The sequence below is a fragment of the Clostridium sp. DMHC 10 genome, assembly GCF_001270375.1.
Taxonomy (GTDB): Bacteria; Bacillota; Clostridia; order Clostridiales; family Clostridiaceae; genus Clostridium_S; species Clostridium_S guangxiense.
Genome location: NZ_LGVB01000015.1, coordinates 3,004,155 through 3,024,413 on the forward strand (window position 1 = coordinate 3,004,155; position 20,259 = coordinate 3,024,413).

General features: G+C 30.5%; 21 protein-coding genes, 5 pseudogenes and 1 riboswitch. Of the genes and pseudogenes, 6 read left to right on the forward strand and 20 right to left on the reverse strand.

Annotation, left to right across the window (positions count from 1 at the left end):
- Positions 1-19: 19 nt before the first annotated feature.
- The 18 genes and pseudogenes from AGR56_RS16430 to AGR56_RS16505 all read right to left on the reverse strand — a co-directional run bounded on the left by AGR56_RS16430 (position 20) and on the right by AGR56_RS16505 (position 10,304).
- The gene (locus AGR56_RS16430; protein WP_053243119.1) at positions 20-412 is read right to left on the reverse strand and encodes a DUF1284 domain-containing protein; all 393 of its coding nucleotides are present in this window, start codon (positions 410-412) and stop codon (positions 20-22) included.
- A gap of 97 nt (positions 413-509) precedes the next feature.
- The gene (locus AGR56_RS16435; RefSeq protein ID WP_053243120.1) at positions 510-929 is read right to left on the reverse strand and encodes a phosphotransferase; all 420 of its coding nucleotides are present in this window, start codon (positions 927-929) and stop codon (positions 510-512) included.
- Positions 930-1,043: 114 nt separating this feature from the next.
- Positions 1,044-1,430, reverse strand: a complete 387-nt coding sequence (locus tag AGR56_RS16440) for a phosphotransferase (RefSeq protein ID WP_053243121.1) — start codon at positions 1,428-1,430, stop codon at positions 1,044-1,046.
- A 131-nt stretch (positions 1,431-1,561) separates the two neighbouring features.
- Positions 1,562-2,014, reverse strand: coding sequence for an HIT family protein (locus tag AGR56_RS16445; RefSeq protein ID WP_053243122.1), 453 nt, complete (start codon positions 2,012-2,014; stop codon positions 1,562-1,564).
- Between the two features lie 98 nt (positions 2,015-2,112).
- Positions 2,113-2,583: a pyridoxamine 5'-phosphate oxidase family protein gene (locus tag AGR56_RS16450; RefSeq protein ID WP_053243123.1), complete on the reverse strand. Its 471-nt coding sequence runs from the start codon at positions 2,581-2,583 to the stop codon at positions 2,113-2,115.
- A 144-nt stretch (positions 2,584-2,727) separates the two neighbouring features.
- Positions 2,728-3,117, reverse strand: a pseudogene (locus AGR56_RS16455) (SdpI family protein).
- 163 nt (positions 3,118-3,280) lie between these two features.
- The gene (locus tag AGR56_RS16460) at positions 3,281-3,976 is read right to left on the reverse strand and encodes a class I SAM-dependent methyltransferase (RefSeq protein WP_053243124.1); all 696 of its coding nucleotides are present in this window, start codon (positions 3,974-3,976) and stop codon (positions 3,281-3,283) included.
- A 149-nt stretch (positions 3,977-4,125) separates the two neighbouring features.
- Positions 4,126-4,578, reverse strand: a complete 453-nt coding sequence (locus AGR56_RS20910) for a hypothetical protein (RefSeq protein WP_053243125.1) — start codon at positions 4,576-4,578, stop codon at positions 4,126-4,128.
- A gap of 59 nt (positions 4,579-4,637) precedes the next feature.
- Positions 4,638-4,832, reverse strand: coding sequence for a histidine phosphatase family protein (locus AGR56_RS23030; protein WP_278279667.1), 195 nt, complete (start codon positions 4,830-4,832; stop codon positions 4,638-4,640).
- Positions 4,833-4,839: 7 nt separating this feature from the next.
- Positions 4,840-4,959 carry a histidine phosphatase family protein gene (locus AGR56_RS23035; RefSeq protein WP_278279668.1) on the reverse strand — a complete coding sequence of 40 codons (120 nt, stop codon included), beginning with the start codon at positions 4,957-4,959 and terminating at the stop codon, positions 4,840-4,842.
- Between the two features lie 329 nt (positions 4,960-5,288).
- Positions 5,289-5,916, reverse strand: a pseudogene (locus AGR56_RS16475) (HD domain-containing protein).
- A 3-nt stretch (positions 5,917-5,919) separates the two neighbouring features.
- Positions 5,920-6,444 carry a hypothetical protein gene (locus tag AGR56_RS16480; protein ID WP_053243127.1) on the reverse strand — a complete coding sequence of 175 codons (525 nt, stop codon included), beginning with the start codon at positions 6,442-6,444 and terminating at the stop codon, positions 5,920-5,922.
- Positions 6,445-6,559: 115 nt separating this feature from the next.
- Positions 6,560-7,315, reverse strand: coding sequence for an AAA family ATPase (locus tag AGR56_RS16485; protein WP_053243128.1), 756 nt, complete (start codon positions 7,313-7,315; stop codon positions 6,560-6,562).
- 109 nt (positions 7,316-7,424) lie between these two features.
- A complete protein-coding gene (locus AGR56_RS16490) occupies positions 7,425-8,120 on the reverse strand; it encodes a transglutaminase-like domain-containing protein (RefSeq protein ID WP_053243129.1) in 696 nt (231 codons plus the stop codon).
- A 46-nt stretch (positions 8,121-8,166) separates the two neighbouring features.
- Positions 8,167-8,340: a hypothetical protein gene (locus AGR56_RS22270; RefSeq protein WP_242851508.1), complete on the reverse strand. Its 174-nt coding sequence runs from the start codon at positions 8,338-8,340 to the stop codon at positions 8,167-8,169.
- Positions 8,341-8,354: 14 nt separating this feature from the next.
- Positions 8,355-8,918 carry an AraC family transcriptional regulator gene (locus tag AGR56_RS16495; protein ID WP_242851509.1) on the reverse strand — a complete coding sequence of 188 codons (564 nt, stop codon included), beginning with the start codon at positions 8,916-8,918 and terminating at the stop codon, positions 8,355-8,357.
- 89 nt (positions 8,919-9,007) lie between these two features.
- Positions 9,008-9,496: an AAA family ATPase gene (locus AGR56_RS16500; RefSeq protein WP_053243130.1), complete on the reverse strand. Its 489-nt coding sequence runs from the start codon at positions 9,494-9,496 to the stop codon at positions 9,008-9,010.
- A 286-nt stretch (positions 9,497-9,782) separates the two neighbouring features.
- Positions 9,783-10,304: a cysteine hydrolase family protein gene (locus AGR56_RS16505; RefSeq protein ID WP_053243131.1), complete on the reverse strand. Its 522-nt coding sequence runs from the start codon at positions 10,302-10,304 to the stop codon at positions 9,783-9,785.
- A gap of 1,250 nt (positions 10,305-11,554) precedes the next feature.
- Between AGR56_RS16505 and AGR56_RS16510 the strand changes: the two genes are divergently transcribed.
- From AGR56_RS16510 to AGR56_RS16520, 3 genes are read left to right on the forward strand one after another with little or no spacing between them, the layout of a single operon-like run.
- Positions 11,555-12,331 (forward strand): enoyl-CoA hydratase-related protein, encoded by a 777-nt coding sequence (locus AGR56_RS16510; RefSeq protein WP_053243132.1) that lies wholly within the window; start codon positions 11,555-11,557, stop codon positions 12,329-12,331.
- Between the two features lie 29 nt (positions 12,332-12,360).
- On the forward strand, positions 12,361-13,911 hold the full coding sequence (locus tag AGR56_RS16515; protein ID WP_053243133.1) for an acyl CoA:acetate/3-ketoacid CoA transferase: 1,551 nt from the start codon (positions 12,361-12,363) through the stop codon (positions 13,909-13,911).
- A gap of 26 nt (positions 13,912-13,937) precedes the next feature.
- A complete protein-coding gene (locus tag AGR56_RS16520; RefSeq protein WP_053243134.1) occupies positions 13,938-15,077 on the forward strand; it encodes an acyl-CoA dehydrogenase family protein in 1,140 nt (379 codons plus the stop codon).
- 157 nt (positions 15,078-15,234) lie between these two features.
- Here AGR56_RS16520 and AGR56_RS16525 read toward each other — a convergent pair whose 3' ends face one another.
- Complete coding sequence (locus tag AGR56_RS16525; RefSeq protein ID WP_053243135.1) at positions 15,235-16,524, reverse strand: MFS transporter; 1,290 nt, start codon at positions 16,522-16,524, stop codon at positions 15,235-15,237.
- Positions 16,525-16,799: 275 nt separating this feature from the next.
- Between AGR56_RS16525 and nhaA the strand changes: the two are divergent.
- The 3 genes and pseudogenes from nhaA to crcB (AGR56_RS16540) all read left to right on the forward strand — a co-directional run bounded on the left by nhaA (position 16,800) and on the right by crcB (AGR56_RS16540) (position 18,996).
- Positions 16,800-18,001: pseudogene (nhaA, locus tag AGR56_RS16530) on the forward strand (Na+/H+ antiporter NhaA).
- A gap of 90 nt (positions 18,002-18,091) precedes the next feature.
- A riboswitch (Fluoride riboswitch) is annotated at positions 18,092-18,152 on the forward strand.
- Positions 18,153-18,205: 53 nt separating this feature from the next.
- Positions 18,206-18,633: pseudogene (gene crcB / locus AGR56_RS23585) on the forward strand (fluoride efflux transporter CrcB).
- Positions 18,634-18,645: 12 nt separating this feature from the next.
- Positions 18,646-18,996: a fluoride efflux transporter CrcB gene (gene crcB / locus AGR56_RS16540; RefSeq protein WP_053243136.1), complete on the forward strand. Its 351-nt coding sequence runs from the start codon at positions 18,646-18,648 to the stop codon at positions 18,994-18,996.
- 154 nt (positions 18,997-19,150) lie between these two features.
- On the opposite strand, the pseudogene AGR56_RS16545 reads toward crcB (AGR56_RS16540), so the two are convergent.
- Positions 19,151-20,054 (reverse strand): annotated as a pseudogene (locus AGR56_RS16545) (metal ABC transporter substrate-binding protein).
- Positions 20,055-20,259: the final 205 nt, after the last annotated feature.

Here is a 20,259-nt window from a genome sequence, read left to right on the forward strand (position 1 = left end):
TTGAATAGCATATTCTTGCTCATATTTCCATACTTTTTTTAAATAAATGATAATTTAGTTCTTTTGAAAGCATCACTAAAATATCTTTAAAATTATAATCCATACCAAAACGCAGACTCCAAATCTTAAGCAGTTCATCGTCTATTTCTTTATTATACTGGTCTTTACTATATCCATTTAAAAAAGCAACAACATCGTAACATTTTTCTGTTTTACAATACTTACAGGGCCTGCAAATATCATCACAATCTCTAGTAAACCTTATAAATTCTACTTTTCCATTTACAATCATATTTGCGATTAAATAAAAGTTATGCTTATAATTAATATCTGGGACAAAATTTTTTATTCCTTTTCCGTAAAGTTTTAAAATATCTAATAAATGATGTGGTTTTATAACAATATTCTCCATAATTTCTCCTTTAAATTCATTTCGAATAATTATCTAAAATATAACCTAATACTAATTTACACCATTACCTTAGGTAAGGAACAAGTTTATTTAAAAATTATAATAATCTCTTTAAAAAATCTATATTACTAGTATAGTAATCATTGGCTCTTATGTATGACCAACTACAATGGTCTATTATCAAACGAATTAAATAAACCTTTAATTTTTTATAAAACTCACTTTGAATTACCATATATTTGTTATACCCATTGAGAGATGCTTTTTTCATACTGTTTATTATCCAAAAATACTTAAAATATAAATTTACTAAGTCATTTTCACAATTTTCAGGATAACACGATTCAAAATCAATTATTGCACTTATTTTATATTTATCATTTGCATTTGTAACTAAAATGTTCCTGCCATCAAAATCACCATGAGTTAATCTGGATTCTTTAATATTATTATATAGAAATCCATAATTATCTCTTAATATTTTAATTCCCTTCATTAGCAGTTTAATATCGGGCAAACCTTGATTGGAAATTTCCTCTATGCTATTTTCAATTTTGCTAATTGTATAATCTACATATTTATCAAGCTTAATTTTATTATTCCAATCACCTATAAAGTCAAACTTTTGAGATCAATGTATTTTTCCAAGTTCTTCTCCCATTTGCGCAAATAATAATAATTGGTTGTCCATATCAATGCGAGTGTACATTTTTTCAAATAGCTCACCGTCTATATACTCCTTTAAAATCCATTCACGAGAATTTGATTCTCCATATTTAACAACTTTAGGTACTACCATATTACTTTTTCTTAACAACTCTGATGCTTCTATTTCCCTCATTCTTCTTTTAGCTAAAGAGTATATCTTAAAAATATACCGATTCTCACCACCAACTACCACCTTATAAACTAAGTTCCTACCTATATCGTGGTTTCCTACAGGAATAATAGTAAACTCAACGTCTGTTATTATTGTAGTTAAAATATCCTTTATATCTTTATCTGTATATGGCAACATAAATAAACACCTCTATTTTATATATAGATAAACAAGCCAAAAGAATGAAATGGAGGAAAATTATCTATACTTATAGAAACCTAATTTGTTAAATTTATACCATTCGTTAATTTTTTCTACAGATTTAAGCTTCAAACACAACATAATTTCTCTAGCTCTATTCTTAAACTCTTTTTCATTTTTTCCAGTTCTTCATCAGAAGGTATATACTTTTCATTATACATTTCCTCTTTTGGTAATCTCCAAACCGGTCCAGGGTTTGGCGTGTCTCCTATGTACCTCGGGAAAAAGTGCCAGTGCATATGTACACCTTCTCCTTGACCTAATAACTCATAATTTAATTTATCAGGCTTAAATGCATTGTAAGTAGCCTCAGCCACTAATGACATTTCATTTAAGAATTTATTTCTAAAATCTTTTTCTAGAAAATGTATTTCAGTAGCATGTACCTTACATAAAAACAAAGTATATCCCTTAAAACGTTGATAATCCCCTAGTACAACATAACCTGTTTCTAACTCCTTAACAAAATATCTGTTTTTTCCTTCAAGCGTTTCCTTAATTCTATTGCATACTCCACACATACATATGCCCCCTTAAAATTCACTATTTTAGTTGTACCACAATACCTAGAAGAAGGCACCTTGGTACAACTAAATTTGAAGTTTTAGATGTCTTACCTTTACTCAACTGTTACAATATCAAATGCAAATGGGAATTCCTCAGCTTTTCTATTTTCAAAATCAACCTTATATCCAGTTCCATCTTTATAAAAGAACCCTTGTTTTAATTCTATTTTTATATAACACATATTTTCATCATTTTCGTTATTGTGTGCAAAATACCAAGTGTCAAAAGCCTTTATTAGTTTTTCCCTAATTTCATGATTTTCTTCTAATAATGGATGTCCAGCATTATTAGCAATTCCAGTAAAACGATACAATTTATTGCACATTGAAATTCTAGAATTTTTCTCAATCTCTTTTACTTTTTGTGACTTTGCATAAGAAACAATATAAAATGCGCCATTATCATAAAAGGTATCCACAAATCTAACAGAGGGAACGTTATCATCGCACGTTGCTAAAGCAAATTGATAATCTTTTGCAAACAGCTGTGTTAAAACTTTTAAACTTTTTTCGTAACTAGTCATTTTTAATATCCCCTTTACAAATTATTATTTTTTAATTAATCTAAGCTAGTTATCATTTTATATCATCAAATTTTGTTTCTTCATTATCTCTGTTTATCCAAATACCCTTCATGCCTATTTCACTACAAGGAATAATATCTATAACTAAAAATCATGCTTTTTTCTATTCCCATGTTTATCAAAGTTTTTTCTTAAGGCTACCTCCGTAGGAAATATTGAAGCAATTAAAAAAACAAGTTGTACAAAGCAAAGTATACCACCAAAGCTACCTACAGTACCTTCATCTTTTCCGATTGCAAACAACATTGATATTACAGAAGGAACAATCATTATACCTCCTATAATCATCCACAATTTTCCGCAGTAATGGTGTGCAAACTTCTAGGTATCTTTGTTTTTCGTAGACATAGATGTTCTATATCCAAAAATCTGATTAATTTCCTTTGGTGGATTTTTAATAAGATATTTACCTAATCCAGCCATCGTAAATGAAATTAATAAATCCATTACCATCATAGAACTCCAAAATTCCATCTTTGTATCACCCTTTTAAATATAAATAGTTTCTTATTATATTGTATTTCCAAGATATCCATTTGCACCTATAATCAATATCCTCACAATTAATTCTCCTTCTGAATTTCATATATAAATCATTTTAATCCCAATTTACGTAACTGCCTTACATAAAAAGCAACTAATTTTTTCGTAAAATAACATGATGAAAGGATGCTACAGCTTTATACACTTCCAATTCACTTACCTTTAATTCTATTTTAAGCATTTGCTCCTGCCAGGTTTTATCCTTTTGAATTTCTTGATTTTGCTGCAAATCCCAAAAGGTTCTCATTCCTAAGATTTTTTCCACCCTAAATTTATCCGACCATTCCAATATATCTGAATCCTCATAGTAATTAATTTCACCAAACTGCTGTGCATGTCCATTTTTTCCTTCTAATAATTCATTTGCATGTTCAAAGTTATTTAGCAGTACTACCATCTGTATAACCCTTCCAGCCCTATTATGTTTTAAAATAGACAAATATCCATTTTTCTTCAATACTCTTGAAAATTCATTTATAATTTCTTTTCTTTCATCTACATATTCAAGAACATTGTGACATAATATCACATCAAAGGATTCGTCTTCGAAATTCTTAAGTTCATTGATATCCCCTTTTATTTGTGTATAATCATTTTCTGTAAACCTATCGCAAAGCATCTTTTCATTTGGCTCAATTGCAACAACCTCATTATCTACAGCAAAATGATTAGCTGTTATACCATGTCCACTTCCAAAATCCAAAACTCGTTTATTATGTATATATTTTAATTGTTCCCATGTCATTTTCTTTTGTAGTAATTCCCAAGTACCAACATCTTTAATATTCATCTTTACCCCTCCCATCCCAAATAAGTTTAACACTTAACTTTTGCTATCCTTAACTGATTTTGTTAAAAATTATCGTTCGTTCTTTAAATGAAATCTTTCCTTGTAGTTTTTCAATTATTCATTATATAAAAATTTATAATCCTATCATTTCATTTACAGCTTGTGCCCAAAACTTTTCTGGAATATCTGGCCACACACAAGTGCCTGTTTCTTCCATACACAACTTCATGGCTCTCGACAGAACGTATCTTTCCCTTACTAGAAGTAAATATTTCTGTCCCTCTTTTTATCCCATTAGATACGTCATTAGCTTTTGGTTTTAAGAAAAATAATATCTCTTTCCTAACAGTACCAGCTTTAGTTAATCTAACACCTTTTAATTCTTCTGGATTTCCAACTGGAGAACATAATACGTACAATTTGTTGTTATCCCTTAAATATGTAAAGCACATATCTGAAGGTACAAATCTATTAACAATCATAGGGCTAAATTCATATATCAATAAAATTATTGCAATTGTAACTATCAGATCTTTTAGAAGTCCTACTATAAAATTTTTTAATTGTTTAAATTTAAAATCAATTTCTATAGGCTTTTTCACTACAAACCTTCACCTCAAATTTTGAAGTATGATTCACCTTTAGGTTGTTTTGTGTATCTTCAATTCATGTGCCATTTTCCATATTCCGTTGGATATTTTTCTTCAACTTCTTCCCATGACATTCCTTCCCATTGTCCAAAATTAATTTCCTTTAAACCTTCCATTGCTATATGCTCCACATTAGTAATTCTACTCAAAACCTCTGCTGTTTTAAGTGCCTTTTTGTGGACTTGAATAGTATAGTCATTCTCCAACACCCTATTAACTCAGTTCTTCTGCCTGTTTCATACAAGTATCATTAAGTTCAGTATCACAGCTTACTTGTATTTTTCCTTTTACATTCCAGTCTGTTTGTCCATGTCTTATTAAAAATAGTTTCATAAATTATTCCTCCATATAAATATCATCTATAAACTGTTCTAATTCTTTATAATTGCTTATTACCTTTACATTTTTATCCTTAATAAAGATTCTCACCTAAAATTCCGTAGGAACGGAGGAATTTTTTCCTTGCGCTACCGTGGGGTCGAAGTAACAATGCTGAAGGAACAGTTTAAAAAAATTCTAATAAATCTTGGTTCAAAAATCATAAAATACTTAGATATTTCAATCTGTCTGAGTATTTTTTCAGCGAGTTATTGACATATCTTAGGATTTTATGATTTTTAAGCCTTAGATTTACAGGATTTTTTTAATGCGACGAAGCATTGTTACTTCGTAGGTTTCCATAATAGTGCATCCTTAAATGTAGTTTCCTTTATATTGGGGAGCACATCATAAATAGAACATCCAATTTGCTTTTCAAAATATTCCTTTATTTCAAAAGTGCCATTCCAGCGCTCAACAGTAAATGTAAATATTCCATATCGCCTTGTTGTATTAACAAAAACGTTTTTCAAGCATACAAAAACCTTGAGCATCAGCTAGTGAATCGCAAAGGATAATTAATTTATCGTAATCATCATATGTTATGTTTTTTAAATACTGACGAACAAATTCACTCTCCTCAGCACTCATATCATTTTTTCCTATTTCTTTATCAAAGTCTTGAACTGGAAATGAATGCGTCAAGCAAATTCGGGAAACCTCATCGAAATCTTTTTCCTTAGCAAAATTATATCCATCAATACCATGTCTTCTTGCACTTACACCATACCTTCTACCAATGTCATGAAGAAGTCCTAAGACATATGCTTTTTCTGGATTAAGGCTTTTATACCTTTGTGCAATCATTTGAGCTGCTAGTCCCACATTAATAGAATGCTCTGTCCACGGTCCAGGATTTAATTGTCCTGCTATGTTTAGTTCCTCTTCTGCTATTCCTTTGCTTGGAAGCATTTTTTACCCCTCCAATATAGACGCAACCCAAAGGTATAGGTTGTCCAATTCTTCATTACTTATTAACTCAGATCTATGTTCAAACATTATCCTTACCTTCTTTTTTTCATTTTTAATAATTCTGAGGTAATCTTCAATAGGTGCCCAACCATCTTCTACTTTCAAACTTGGTAATGCCGGGAAATGATTATTTTCTAAATTACCGGATATTTTAACATTCCATAAATGCACCACCTCAGCATACCTTGCAAATTTTCTAATAATTTCTTTTTCATCAAAATCTGAATCTATCTTATTTTGTAGATGAAGTCTCCCTGTATCCAAGCATAACCTTACAGCTTTATATTTTTCTAATAAGCTTTCAAGAAAATTTTCCTCGCAACCATACTTATTTAGCCCATCAAATTCTAATACAGGAATAAAATTATACTCAAGACTTTTTTTCAGATAACCAACAAAAAAGGTTTTTACTGTATTTCTTAAATTTATCAATGGGATAATCTTGCTCATACATATATTCACTTTCATCTGCAAATCTCCAGATATCTTTTTCATCTTTAAAAAGACATGCCTCTATTCCATAAAAGTTTTCTCTAAAATCTCTATCAAATTTTTTAACGCGACGAAACATTGTTACTTCACATTACTTTCCCAAAAGTATATTTAAAAGCCTCTCAGTATCATTTAAAAAACCTTTCATAACTGAATAATGTTCAGTTTCTTCATATCTAACAACCCTAATTCCATTTTTTATTTCATATATTATTGAGTCAGGATATGCCATTATTATTGGAGAATGCGTAGCAATAATAAATTGCGAATTTTCCTTTACCAAATCATGCATTCTCGATATCATAGACATTTGCCTTGATGGAGATAATGCTGCTTCAGGCTCATCAAGTATATATAATCCATTTCCTCTAAATCGATTCATAAATACTGAAAAAAAGGATTCTCCATGAGATTGTTTATGCAGTGAAATTCCTCCATATGAATCTATTATTCTTGGAATTTGAGGTTGTTCTAAATCCAAATTATCAATATTGGTAGCAAGATTATAAAAACTCTCTGCCCTAAGAAAAAATCCATCTTCCGGCTTCCTTATACCTTTTATTAGCTTAATATAATTTTGGAGTTCAGAATGAGTATCACATGATGAAAAGTTAAAATTCTTAGTTCCACCTTCTGCATTAAACCCATATGAAGCAGCAACTGCCTCTAATATAGTTGATTTACCAGAACCATTTTCTCCAACTATAAAGGTTACTTTAGGATGTAATTTTAACTTTGATAAATTTTTTATTGCAGACAAATTAAATGGATACTTAGAAAAGGACTCTATTTTATCTCTTTTAAGTTCTATACTCTTTACATATTGATTATTTTCCCATATCTCCATATATAATCTCCTAAATTTAACTATCTTAATACTAATTTATACCATTACCCTAGGTAAGTAGCAAGTACTTTTTGCATTATTTTACACTTATTTAAAATATGCACTTTTACTAATTTCGAATTTTTTCTACATTTCTATTCATAAGCTTACGTCCAATATTTTGATAAATCCACCTTTTTAGCGGAGATAACCGCTGCTTATGCTTCTCGAAAAATTCATCAGGTGAATAGAATACTCCAAAATCGCAGTTAATGCCTTCTTTTTGAATATATGTATTATTGGTATTCCACTCTATTTGAGGATTTTGAAAATTATCCGTAGCAACACCATATCCACAAAAACTAGTTCTGCAATCATAAAACTTTTCTTGAAGCTTTTTCAAATATTCACCGTCTAAAATAAAGCCCTCTATGTTATAAAAGCATCCTTCATATTGAATTTCAACCCAGCTGTGAACAATATTTTGGCGAGCAAGCTTATAAATTAATCCTGTCATTGCACCCTTTTGCAATTTCTTATCAATGGTAAAACCATGAATTCTACAAGGTATCCCAACTGCTCTCAAAAGCGCCATAAATAAAGTTCCCTTTGTGTTGCACTGCCCATAACCATCATTTAAAACTTTAGAAGCGAAAATTGTATCATCTGTATTATATCCGAACCTTATATCATCACGAACAAATTTATAGATTTTTCTGATTTTTTCAAAGTCATCCTCCTTTGACCACTGCTTTTCCCTTATCAATTTCTGAATTGAACTATGGCTAAAATTTAACATTTGAGTTTCCTTTAAATATTCATTCATTGTGTAACACTTCCTTTCTAATAATTACACAATATCAAAATATGCATCAGAAAACTTTCAAAAATCCGCTATCTCTTATTATATTTGTGGCAGACATTCCAGTCATCATTTTGTTTGTATATGCAAGGTGCGATGAACTATCAAAACCAGCATTAAGTGCTGCTGTCGTTATATTTTCCCCGTTAAATATTAATTCATATGCACGTTGAAGTTTACGCAAAACAATATAACTTTTTAATGGAATTCCAGTTTCTTTTTAAATAAATGTGCTAAGTAGCTTTCAGAAATATGCATCTTTTGAGATAAATATTTTATTTGATGAAATTCATCTTCACAAGAATAGTCATTCAAAAGGTTTAGAACTTCCTCAATTCGTTCATCGAAGCTTATTATATTACAGGAAGCAAATTTATAATCAATGCTCTTAACAAAGAACATCAAAGCCTCTTTGCCTCTCTTTAAAAGTACGTTTTTAAGATTTTGCTGCATAACAGTTGCCTCTTTATGAGGAAAAACATAAAAAGACTTTTCTTTTAACCTTCTTCTCATAAGGCGCCCTAGCTGTGTTGTAGGATCAAGCAGCATAGTAAAATGGATTTTTCCCTCTACATTAAATGTATGTACCGTGTTCATATTTACAAGAGCAGCATTGCAATTAATAAGCTTTCCATCAACTTCAATATTCAAGTTATCTTCGCAATTAAGAAATATTTGCAGCATCCAATGTTTGTGAAGTTCAGCGCTTACAATATCTGAGATTGCAGCAAAATTTCTACCACATTTAATAATATAGTTCATTTTTTAATTTCTCCTTTTCATATGGCTTTTAATCACAAAAACAACTATAGGATTACCAACTCAACTATTACCTCATGAGTAAATTAAATTTATAGTTTTCCCTTTAATTCCACTGCAGCTTTTATCCAAATAAGCTTATCTTTATAGTTCATAAGCCTATCTTCGTGAACTTTACGATTTTTTTCAAACTCATTTGTCCATATAAACATATGCTTTAACATATCATAACTTGGCTTATAGTTGCTTTTTTCATATCCAATTTTCTGCTTTACAAATCTAGCAATTATCCTATATTTCCTAATATATAAAGGTGTATCTAAGAATATTATTTTATCTGCCAAATCATACAATACTTTTTGGCTTTCTCTATAAGTCCCCTCTACAATCCATGAGTTATTTTCATTTATTTTATAAATTATTTTTTTCTGCTCTTCATTAGAACGTTTATATCTTTTTTCATTTGGAAATCCCCACGCGATACAATCTCCCTCATAATAAGGTATATTTAACTTTTCTGATAAGTGTTTTGCTAAAGTTGTTTTTCCACTTGCGACAATACCAAATATAAGTATTTTCATATTTTCCTACATCCTTACAAGCTTTATTAAAGATAAACCACCTTGAAACTCGAAATTTATTTGTACCAAAATGCCGTCTTCTGGGCATTTTGGTGCACATGAATTTCAATAGTTGAAGCGGTTTATTTATAACAAGTAAATTATATAATACATTGAAATATTTTATAATACCAAATTTCCATAAAGCGATATATTATTTACATTTATGATAAAATAAAGAGTTCAAAACCGAGAATTTAACCCCTAAGCTTTGAACTCCTAATCTCATTATTTTGCAGACTTTAAACTACTTCATTCTTTTAACTGTTTCATCCACTGAAATACATTCTGCATATCTGCCATTCCACATAAATTGATTATAATACTTATAGCTTTGCTCTGAGGACATGAATTTATTATCAACTGTTGTATTTGCATATGCTGGAACTATAACATTAAAGCCATGTTCAAAACCGCATTTTATAGTAGCATCCATGCAATAATCTGTTTGCAGTCCAATAATGATTATATCCTTTTCTCCCTTATCCTTTAGATACTCTAATAAACCTGTTCCTTTAAAAGCGCTGTTGACATTTTTATCAAATATTTTTTCATTCTCCATAGGCTGAAACTTTTCATATATTTCAAAGCCATCAGTTCCTTTTGTTAATTCAGTTCCTGCTCCATCATTATGACGTATATATATTACTTCAATATTATTTTCTCTAGCCTCATGTATTATCTTTTTAACATTAGAAACAAACTTATCAAATTCATATAATTTTTGATTTACTATTAGCTTTTGTGTATCAACTACTAATAAAACCATTTTAATCACTCCTATAAATAGACAACTTAAAAATTTAAAATTAGTACTATTAAATTCATCCTGACAAACTGGAATTTGTGAAGTAACAATGCTTCGTCGCGTTAAAAAGATTCTATAAATCTAAGGTTCAAAAATCATAAAATACTAAGATATTTCAATAACTCGCTATCGCTCAGACAGATTGAAATATCTAAGTATTTTACAACTTTTGAACCAAGATTTATTAGAATTTTTTTAAATCGTTCCTTCAGCATTGTTACTTCACTCACACAGTAGTGCAAGGAAAAAATTCCTCCGTGCCTACGGAATTTTGGCGTGAATCTTTATAGTTCATTATTTAAACAATTTATCACTATTTTTATTGTAAAATCTCGCTAATAGTGTATTTTTCGTAGAGAAGCACCGTAAAACCCTTCACCTTTCGCATAGCGAAAACCTTAGTCTTTTAACAAACGAAGTGAGTTAAAACCCTTCACTATAGTGCTCGACAAATTCCAGTTTGTAAGGATAAATTTGGTATTGGCAATTTAAATGTTTCAGCTTGTTTATCTATATTTACTCACTAGCTCGTATTTTGCAACTATGTATGTACTACTTCTATTATACACCAAATAAATAAAAATAAACTATAATATAACCAAAACTTTATCAAAAAACTATTTACAAAAATATTTATAAAAATATATTGACATGTTATGGTAATGATGCTTATAATATAATCAAAAGTTAACAAATAAACAACAATAATTTGAGCATATTATTGCAATGTTTTTATGAATTTCATATTGAGAAGATGTTAGCCCGTCTTCTTAAATAAATAGTAAGACAGGGGGAATAAAAGATTAATAGGGATAAGGTTAAGATTAGGATAGTAACGATATGCTTGGTTTTTCGAAACACTTTTTGGCATTATGTAAACAAGATGATAATGAGGGGCTTCAGTGGCTCAGAAGTAGTAAACAAATATGCAAATGATGTAAAGGTTTAAAAAGTGTACTTATGTTTAGAGGAGAAAGGTTTACAGTTCTATGAGATAAACATGTTAGCTTTAAACAATTATTTGACAGTCTTTCAAAATGTAATTATGTGAAGATTGGTTTTTTAGTTGAAGTTTAGTAAAATCCATACAATTGCTTCAAAAATTTAAAGAAGGCTGATACTTCAGAGCGCCTGTACTACATTATGAATAGTTAAGTGATTAAAGTTTATTTAGAATACACGTTTATCATAGTCTAATTGGAGGGATCATTGTGAAAAATATTATTTATGAAGAAGAAGATGGAATTGGTCAAATTACAATAAATAGGCCTAAGGCTCTTAATGCTTTGAACAGCGAAACTATAAAAGAACTTGGTCAGCTTATAAGTGAAATTTCATTAAAAAAATATGTGAAAATTGTAATTATAACTGGTGCAGGATCTAAGTCATTTGTTGCAGGAGCAGATATAAAGGAAATGCAAAATTTAAATGCCATAGAAGGAAAAGAAATTTCAAGAGTAGCTCAAAAAGTATTTTCTGATATTGAAAATATGTCTCAAGTGGTTATAGCAGCTGTTAATGGTTATGCTTTAGGTGGAGGAAATGAACTTGCAATGGCTTGCGATATTAGATTAGCTTCAGTCAATGCAAAATTTGGCCAACCAGAAGTCAATCTTGGTATAATACCTGGTTTTGCTGGTACACAAAGACTTCCTAGAATTGTTGGAAAAGGAAGAGCTAAGGAATTAATTTTTACTACAGATATGATAGATGCAGAGGAGGCTTATCGTATAGGTCTCGTTAATAAAATATACAAGCCTGAAGAGCTTATTCAAAAGGCAAAGGAGCTTGGAAAAAAGATAATGACAAAAGGAAGTTATGCTGTTAGCCTTGCAAAGTTATCAATAAATAACGGACTTAATATGGATACTGAGTCAGCTTACAGTTATGAAAATAATTTATGGGCTTTGTGCTTTGCGACAGAAGATCAAAAAGAGGGAATGAAAGCTTTTGTAGAAAAGAGAACTCCTGATTTTAAGGGATGCTAATTGGATAAGTGTGAAAGGAAGGATTCAATATGGGAGTAAGATTTTTGAAGCCCTGTGAGGTTGCAGAAATGGTTAAGGATGGAGAAACTATTGTAACAGGTGGTTTTGTTGGAAGCTGCTGCCCTGAATCTCTTACTTGTGCCCTTGAAAAAAGATTTAATGAGACGGGACATCCTAGAGACTTAACCTTAATATATGCGGCCGCTCAAGGCGATAGTAACGGTAAAGGTGCAGATCATTTTGCACATGAAGGTATGATTAAAAGAGTAGTTGGAGGCCATTGGAATCTTTCACCTAAGCTTGGAAGAATGGCTATAGAAGATAAGGTGGAAGCGTACAATTTGCCTCAAGGAACTATTTCGCAGCTTTTTAGGGATATTGCCGGAAAGAGAATGGGAACTATAACTCATGTTGGTCTAAATACTTTTGTTGATCCTAGAATTGAAGGTGGAAAACTAAATAAGGTAACAAAAGAGGACATAGTTGAGGTAGTGAATATAAATGGTGAAGAAAAGCTTCTATATAAATCATTTCCAATAGATATATGTTTTATAAGAGGTTCCTTTGCAGACGAAAAGGGAAATGTAACTCTTGAAAGGGAAGTTGCTACGCTTGAGGCCACATCTATTGCCCAGGCTTGCAAAAATAGTGGTGGAACTGTTGTTGTGCAGGTTGAAAAGATGGTCGCAGCTGGAAGTCTTGACCCTAGACTTGTTAAAATTCCAGGGATTTATGTAGATGCAATTGTAGTATCAAAAAAAGAAGAGCATGAACAGTCTTTTGGATGTCAGTATAATCCAGCTTTAACAGGAGAAATAAAAATACCTTTTACAAGTATAGAAAAAGCTCCTTTGAACGTTAGGAAAGTTATTGCGAGAAGGGCTGCAATGGAATTGAAACCAAACAGTGTAGTTAATCTTGGCATAGGGATTCCAGAGGTGATTTCTCTTGTTGCAAATGAAGAAGGTATAGGAAAATATATGACACTTACAGTAGAAGCAGGGCCTGTAGGAGGCATTCCAGAGGGTGGAAGCGAATTTGGAGCTTCAATAAATCCAGAAGCCATACTAGATCAGCCTTATCAGTTTGATTTTTATGATGGTGGAGGAGTTGATATAGCTTTTCTAGGTTTAGCACAAGTGGACAAAGAGGGAAACTTAAATGTAAGTAAGTTTGGACCTAAAATAGCAGGCTGTGGAGGCTTTATAAATATATCTCAAAATGCTAAGAAGGTAGTATTTTGTGGGACCTTTACCACTTCAGGTTTAAAAGTGGCTGTTGAAGAGGGAAAGTTAAATATACTTCAAGAAGGTAAGGTTAAAAAATTTATAGATAACGTAGAACAAATTACGTTTAGTGGCAAGTATGCTCAAAAAACGGGTCAAAGTGTTTTATATATCACTGAAAGAGCTGTTTTTGAACTTAAAAAAGATGGCCTATACCTTATAGAGATAGCACCAGGAATAAACATGGAAAGAGATATTTTAGATTTAATGGACTTTGTACCGAAAATGGATGAAGATCCTAAGCTGATGGATGAAAGAATTTTTTATGATACGCCTATGGGCATAAAAAGGTAATATTATTTTTTAAGGAGGAATTTTAAATGGATTTTGAATTATCTAAAGAACAGCAGTTGATTCAAAAGACTGCAAGAGAATTTGCTGAAAAGGAGCTTAAACCTATAGCTATAGAAAATGATGAAAATAGTGAATTTCCAATAGAAGCTTATAAGAAAATGGGTAACATGGGTTTTATCGGTATGCCTTATCCAAAGGAATATGGAGGCTTCGGAGGAGATTATCTTTCATATGTACTTGCAGTAGAAGAAATATCAAAGGTCCATGCCTCGGTTGGCATTTCCTATTCAGTAACTACTTCACTTTGTGCTGGGGGTATTATAAATAATGCGTCAGAGGAACAAAAAAAGAAATATCTTCCAGATATACTTTCAGGTAAAAAATTCGGTTCCTTTGGGTTAACAGAGCCAAATGCAGGTTCAGATGCATCAGGTGTTCAAACTACAGCTGTAAGAGATGGAGATTATTATATATTAAATGGTTCTAAGTGCTTTATAACTAATGGACCATTATCAGAAACATTCTTTGTTATTGCTTCAACAGATAAAAGTAAAGGAGCTAAGGGTTTATCTGCTTTCATCGTTGAAAAGAGCTTCCCAGGATTTTCAGTAGGTAAAATTGAAAACAAATGTGGTATAAGATCAGCTCAAGTTTCAGAACTTGTGTTTGAAAATTGTAAAGTTCCAGTTGAAAATTTAGTTGGAGAAGAAGGAAAAGGTCTTAGGATGGGTTTAAGTACACTTGATGGAGGAAGAATAGGAGTTGCAGCTCAAGGACTTGGAATAGCAGAGGGAGCCTTTGATATAGCTAAAGAATATTTAAAACAGAGAGTTCAATTTGGAAAACCTCTATATAAAAATGAATACTTATCCTTTAAAATGGCAGAGCTTGAGCTTGAAATTGAAGAAGCTAAATATATATTATACAAAGCAGCACTTGATAAGCAAAATGGAAGACCATATTCTGTATCCGCTGCAAAGGCAAAACTTGCTTGTACAGATGCAGCAATGCATGTAACTGTTGAAGCTGTACAAATGCTTGGTGGAAATGGATACATGAGAGAGTATAATCTTGAAAGAATGATGAGAGATGCTAAAATTACTCAAATATATGAAGGAACTAATGAAATTCAAAAAATGATTATTGGTGGAGCTTTATTTAGATAAAGTTTACTTATAGCATAATAAGCCGTGTTTAAAAGAAAGTTGATATAATATTTTGAAATTAATGGAATCTTAGGATTACTGAAATTATAAATAAGCAATTCTTAGGTTCCATTAATGACATAAATTTTTATTGATATTATTTTAAAACATAGCTTTTTTATGCGTCTAATTCATATGCGGTGTTTTTAGAATTAGCACATCTTTTATCAGCGGGAACTTTAAAAAGAATAATCCCTCCAACTAAAAAAAGAAATATTATACTTAACACACCTTTACGAGTTTCACCTGTTAGCTGCGTAACTATGCCTACAATAAAAGGACCCATTATAGCTGAAAATTTTCCGAATATGTTATAAAAGCCAAAGAATTCATTAGCTCTTTCTTTAGGTACAAGTTTACCAAAATAAGAGCGGCTTATTGCTTGTATTCCTCCCTGAGAAGTTCCTACAAGTACAGCAAGTACCCAAAAATCTAAAGAGGTTTTTATGAAATAAGAGTATATACATATAAAAGAATAAATTATTATTCCGCAAAAAATCATTGTTTTATCTTTAAATTTTTCTGCAAGACGGCCAAAAATTATGGAGAATGGAAAAGCTACAAATTGTGTTACAAGAAGTATTATAAGAAGGGTAGAGGAGCTTATCCCAAGGTCCGAACCATATGAAGTGGCCATAGTTATTATTGTATCAACGCCATCTATATAGAAAAAATATGCAAGAAGGAATATAAATAAATTTTTGTGGTGCTTTATGTTTTTTAAAGTGCTTTTTAATCTTATAAAACTATTTACAATTGGAGCTTTTTCTATGTTTATTCCATGAATTTGTTTTACATTTTTAATCATAGGCAGAGTAAAAAGTGCCCACCATGCTGAAGTTATTAAAAAGGATATTTTACAGGAAGTTTGTATTGAAAGAGGAATAACTTTTGATTGAGAAAGTATTATTAAGGATATGGATAATATAAAAGGAATTGTGCTGCCTATATATCCCATTCCAAAGCCCATAGAAGATACTCTATCCATTTTTTCTTTTGGTGTTACGTCTACTAGAAAAGCATCGTAAAATATGCAGCTTCCGGAGAAACCTATAGAATTGATTACATAGAAAATAAGAAGCAAAGACCAATAGGTATTAGGAACTATAGAAAGAAGAGAGGTAAATATAATTCCAAGAATAAAAAATGTTTTAAAAAGTTTCATTTTATATCCTTTATAATCAGCAATAGTTCCTAGAATGGGAGCCAGAAATGCAATGATTAAAGTTCCAATTGAATTTGCGTAACCCCAGTATGCAGTAGAATTGGCAGAAGAAGCAGACGTGCCAGAAGAGTACACCATTTTAAAATATAGTGGAAGTATAGTAGATGTTATAGCTATACTGTATGCAGAATTTGCCCAGTCATACATTATCCAGCTTTTTTCAATCTTATTTAAATCTTTCATGTTTTCCTCCATGTTAAAATATTTGTATTTATTTTACCATAATTGTGTTAAGCTGATGTTAATAAAAGTAAAAAATGGCTAATGTAACTTAGTACTATAATAAAAGGTTGCTGTGTGTTGATAAAATGACTAAGATTATATAAAATAAGGCTTCTTTAATTTATATTAACATTTTTTTAATCATAGCTGTGTTTTAAAAAAGTAATATTGGGAAAACTAAAAATGCAATTATAAAATTGTTTATTAGTCATCATATATATTCGAGGAGAAATGTTATGAAATTAAAAAAGGCATCTGCAGTCATTAATATGTTTAAAGAATTCTTTCATAAAGAATCCTCAAGTGGAATTATTCTGATTATGTGTGCTTTGACTGCTGTAATTATTTCAAATTCGAGTTTGAATCATGCTTATGAAAAGGTACTTCATACAAATATTGCATTAGGAATGGGAAAATTTTTTATATCAATGTCTATACTTCACTGGATTAATGATGGCTTAATGTCTATATTTTTTTTATTAGTCGGAATGGAAATTAAGAGGGAAGTTCTTGTGGGGGAACTTAAAACTATAAAAAAGTAATACTTCCAATTGGAGCTGCTTTAGGGGGAATGGTGGTTCCAGCAATAATATATTTTATGGTTAACTTTGGTCAGAATACGGTTTCTGGTTGGGGAATTCCAATGGCAACGGATATAGCTTTTGCATTAGGGGTAATTTCTCTTGTAGGAAATAAAAAAGCGCCTAGAGGTATAGTAGTATTTTTGACAGCGCTAGCAATAGTGGATGATTTAGGGGCAATTATTGTTATTGCAATATTTTATACGAATAATATACGGTGGCTTGCACTTCTTATAGGAGTGATCGCTTTTGTATTTCTAATTATAGCTAATAAGTTGAAAGTAAGGCATATTTCAGCTTTCATAATTTTAGGATTTGTTTTGTGGATTTGTTTATTAAAGTCTGGAGTTCATGCAACGATTGCTGGAGTTCTTTTGGGGATAAGTATACCACTTGGGAAAACTAGAGTAGAAGCAGAAGAATCTGCAGCTTATAAATTGGAGCATTTACTTAATTATGTGTCTGCCTATGGCATTATGCCAATATTTGCTTTAGCCAATTCCGGAGTTATAGTTAATATTAATAGCTTTAAAAGGCTTATGATTTCTCCTGTGAGTATTGGAATTGCTTTAGGACTTTTTTGTGGAAAGCAATTGGGCATTTTTGGTATGTCGTGGTTATTTATTAAATTTAAAATTGCCAAATTACCTTCAAAAGTCTCAATAAAACATTTATATGGAGCAAGTGTACTTGGAGGAATAGGGTTTACTATGTCTCTATTTATTTCTTCTTTATCATTTTCTAACGCAATTTACTTAAATGATGCTAAAGTAGCAATTATGTCTGTTTCCATAATATCTTCAATTTTAGGATTTTTAATTTTTAAGCTTATGAAAACTAAAAATGAATTGTCGTAATTTAAGAAGAAGTTACTTACATAAAGCTTGAAGCTTGCTATTTTAATTGACAAACTATAACTTAATTGATATAATAATATGACCCATAATAACTGAATAGGTGATGAAGTTCGCCTTAACTATCTTTTAGATTAATGACTTCTACATTTTAATAAGTGTAGGGGTTTTTTGTTTATTTATAATAAAAAGGATTGGAGGAAACATATGAAAAAGTATTTACTTATAGCTGGAGGAGGAGCGTTAGGAGCTATTTTAAGATTTATTATTAAAAATATTAATTTTTATAATTATAAGCAAGCTATACCTTTAAACACACTTATAATAAATATAACAGGAAGTTTTGTGTTAGCGCTAATTTCTACTATAGCCATAGATAACTTGGAGCTTGATAATGATATAAGGCTTGGGATTACAACAGGTTTTATAGGTGCATATACTACATTTTCTACTATGTGCAAGGAAACAGTAGGCTTATAAATCATGGATTATATTTTTCTTCAATATTATATATAAGCTTTTCAGTAATATTTGGACTATGCTTTGCATACTTTGGAGTTATTGTGGCAAGAAAGGGAGTTTCAAGATTCTTTAATAAAAAGACTGAAGATAATGAAGAAGAGAAGATTTCATAAGGGGGAATAGCGTTGGGATATATTTTAATAGGAATTGGAGGAGCTTTTGGTAGTTTAACAAGGTACAAGTTAGGAGATATTATTTCTAAAAGATCAAAATCTAAGTTCCCTTTTGGAACTTTTATAATAAATATAACAGGAGCATTTTTATTAGGGGTTTTAACTAGCTCTGGCGTAAGTAGAAATATGTCACTGCTATTAGCTGATGGATTCATGGGTGCTTACACTACGTTTTCAACTTTTATGTATGAAGGTTTTAACTTATTTCAAGGCAAAAAAAAGCTTAATGCATTCACGTATATTTTTTTGACATTAATACTTGGCGTTGTGGGATTTTATTTAGGAGAGAATTTAAAAATATAGGGTAAAGGGCAAGGAGTGTAGGTTACAGTGAATGAATATGAATAAAAGGAAATTAAGAAATGGAATATTGCACTAACAATTAATTCAATATTAATCCATGTTTATGTGAAGCAGCGGTATTTTGCATTACAAGATACTGTTACTTCACATTTTTTTATTTAAGGCTGTTATAAATCATTTCTAGATTTGATCTCATAGCTTCAATATAATTTTTCCCATCCTCTTTACTTTCAACGGTATATATTTTTTCTACTTTAGCACCTACCTCTTTAGCAAGTGTTTTAGAAACCTTTGGACTTACCATATCTTCCACGAATATTGTTTTAACTTTATTTTTTTTACAAAAATCAGTTAGTTCCGAAAGTCTTTTTGTACTTGGTTCTCCTTCAGCAAAAACATCTTCAACACTTTCTTGTTTTAAACCAAAATCTTTGCAAAGATATGCAAAAGCAGCGTGACCTGTAACAAAGTTTTATTTTTGTAGTTTTAAATTTCTCGTTGTAGGTGCTATAAAGTTCATCTAGTTGATTTTTAAAAGCATTATAGTTTTTTTCATAGAAAGATTTGTTTTTCGAATCAGCCTTAACAAAGCTATTTTTTATGTTCTTAGCTTCTAATTCAGCACCTTTTAAGCTAATCCATAGATGAGGGTCATATGCACCATGCTCCTTTATTTCTCCAGCATCAGTGTTTTTAATTATATTAGCACCATTCGAAGCTTCTACTACAATTAAATTTTTATTATTTATTGATTTTAAAGTTTTAGAGGTCCAGGATTCCATGCCAAGACCGTTGTATATGAATATATCTGCATCTACAAGTGCTTCAATATCTCTTGTTTTAGGTTCAAAGTCATGAGGTTCTGTTCCATTTGGTGTCATATTGACTATATTTATTTTATCTTTTCCTATGGCATAAGCAAATTCTTTCATTGCATTAAAAGAAACTACTACTTTTATCTTTCCACTTGAAGAATCTTTTGAACTATTGTTCATGCAAGAGGTAAGTGAAAAAAGCATACATATAGATATAAATAAAATTAAACATTTCTTATACATTGAATCACTCCTAAAAATTTGGCTGCAAATAATTTGCATTTACAATAATATATGATTAAGGAAAATTTGTCAATAAGATTTTAAAATGTAAAATAAAAAGCTACCCCAAAACGGTGGTTTTTATTTTATAAAACTTACGTTAAAGTTTAAAAAACTATATAAATCTAACTATTCTTTTATAATATTTTATGATAGTATATTAATT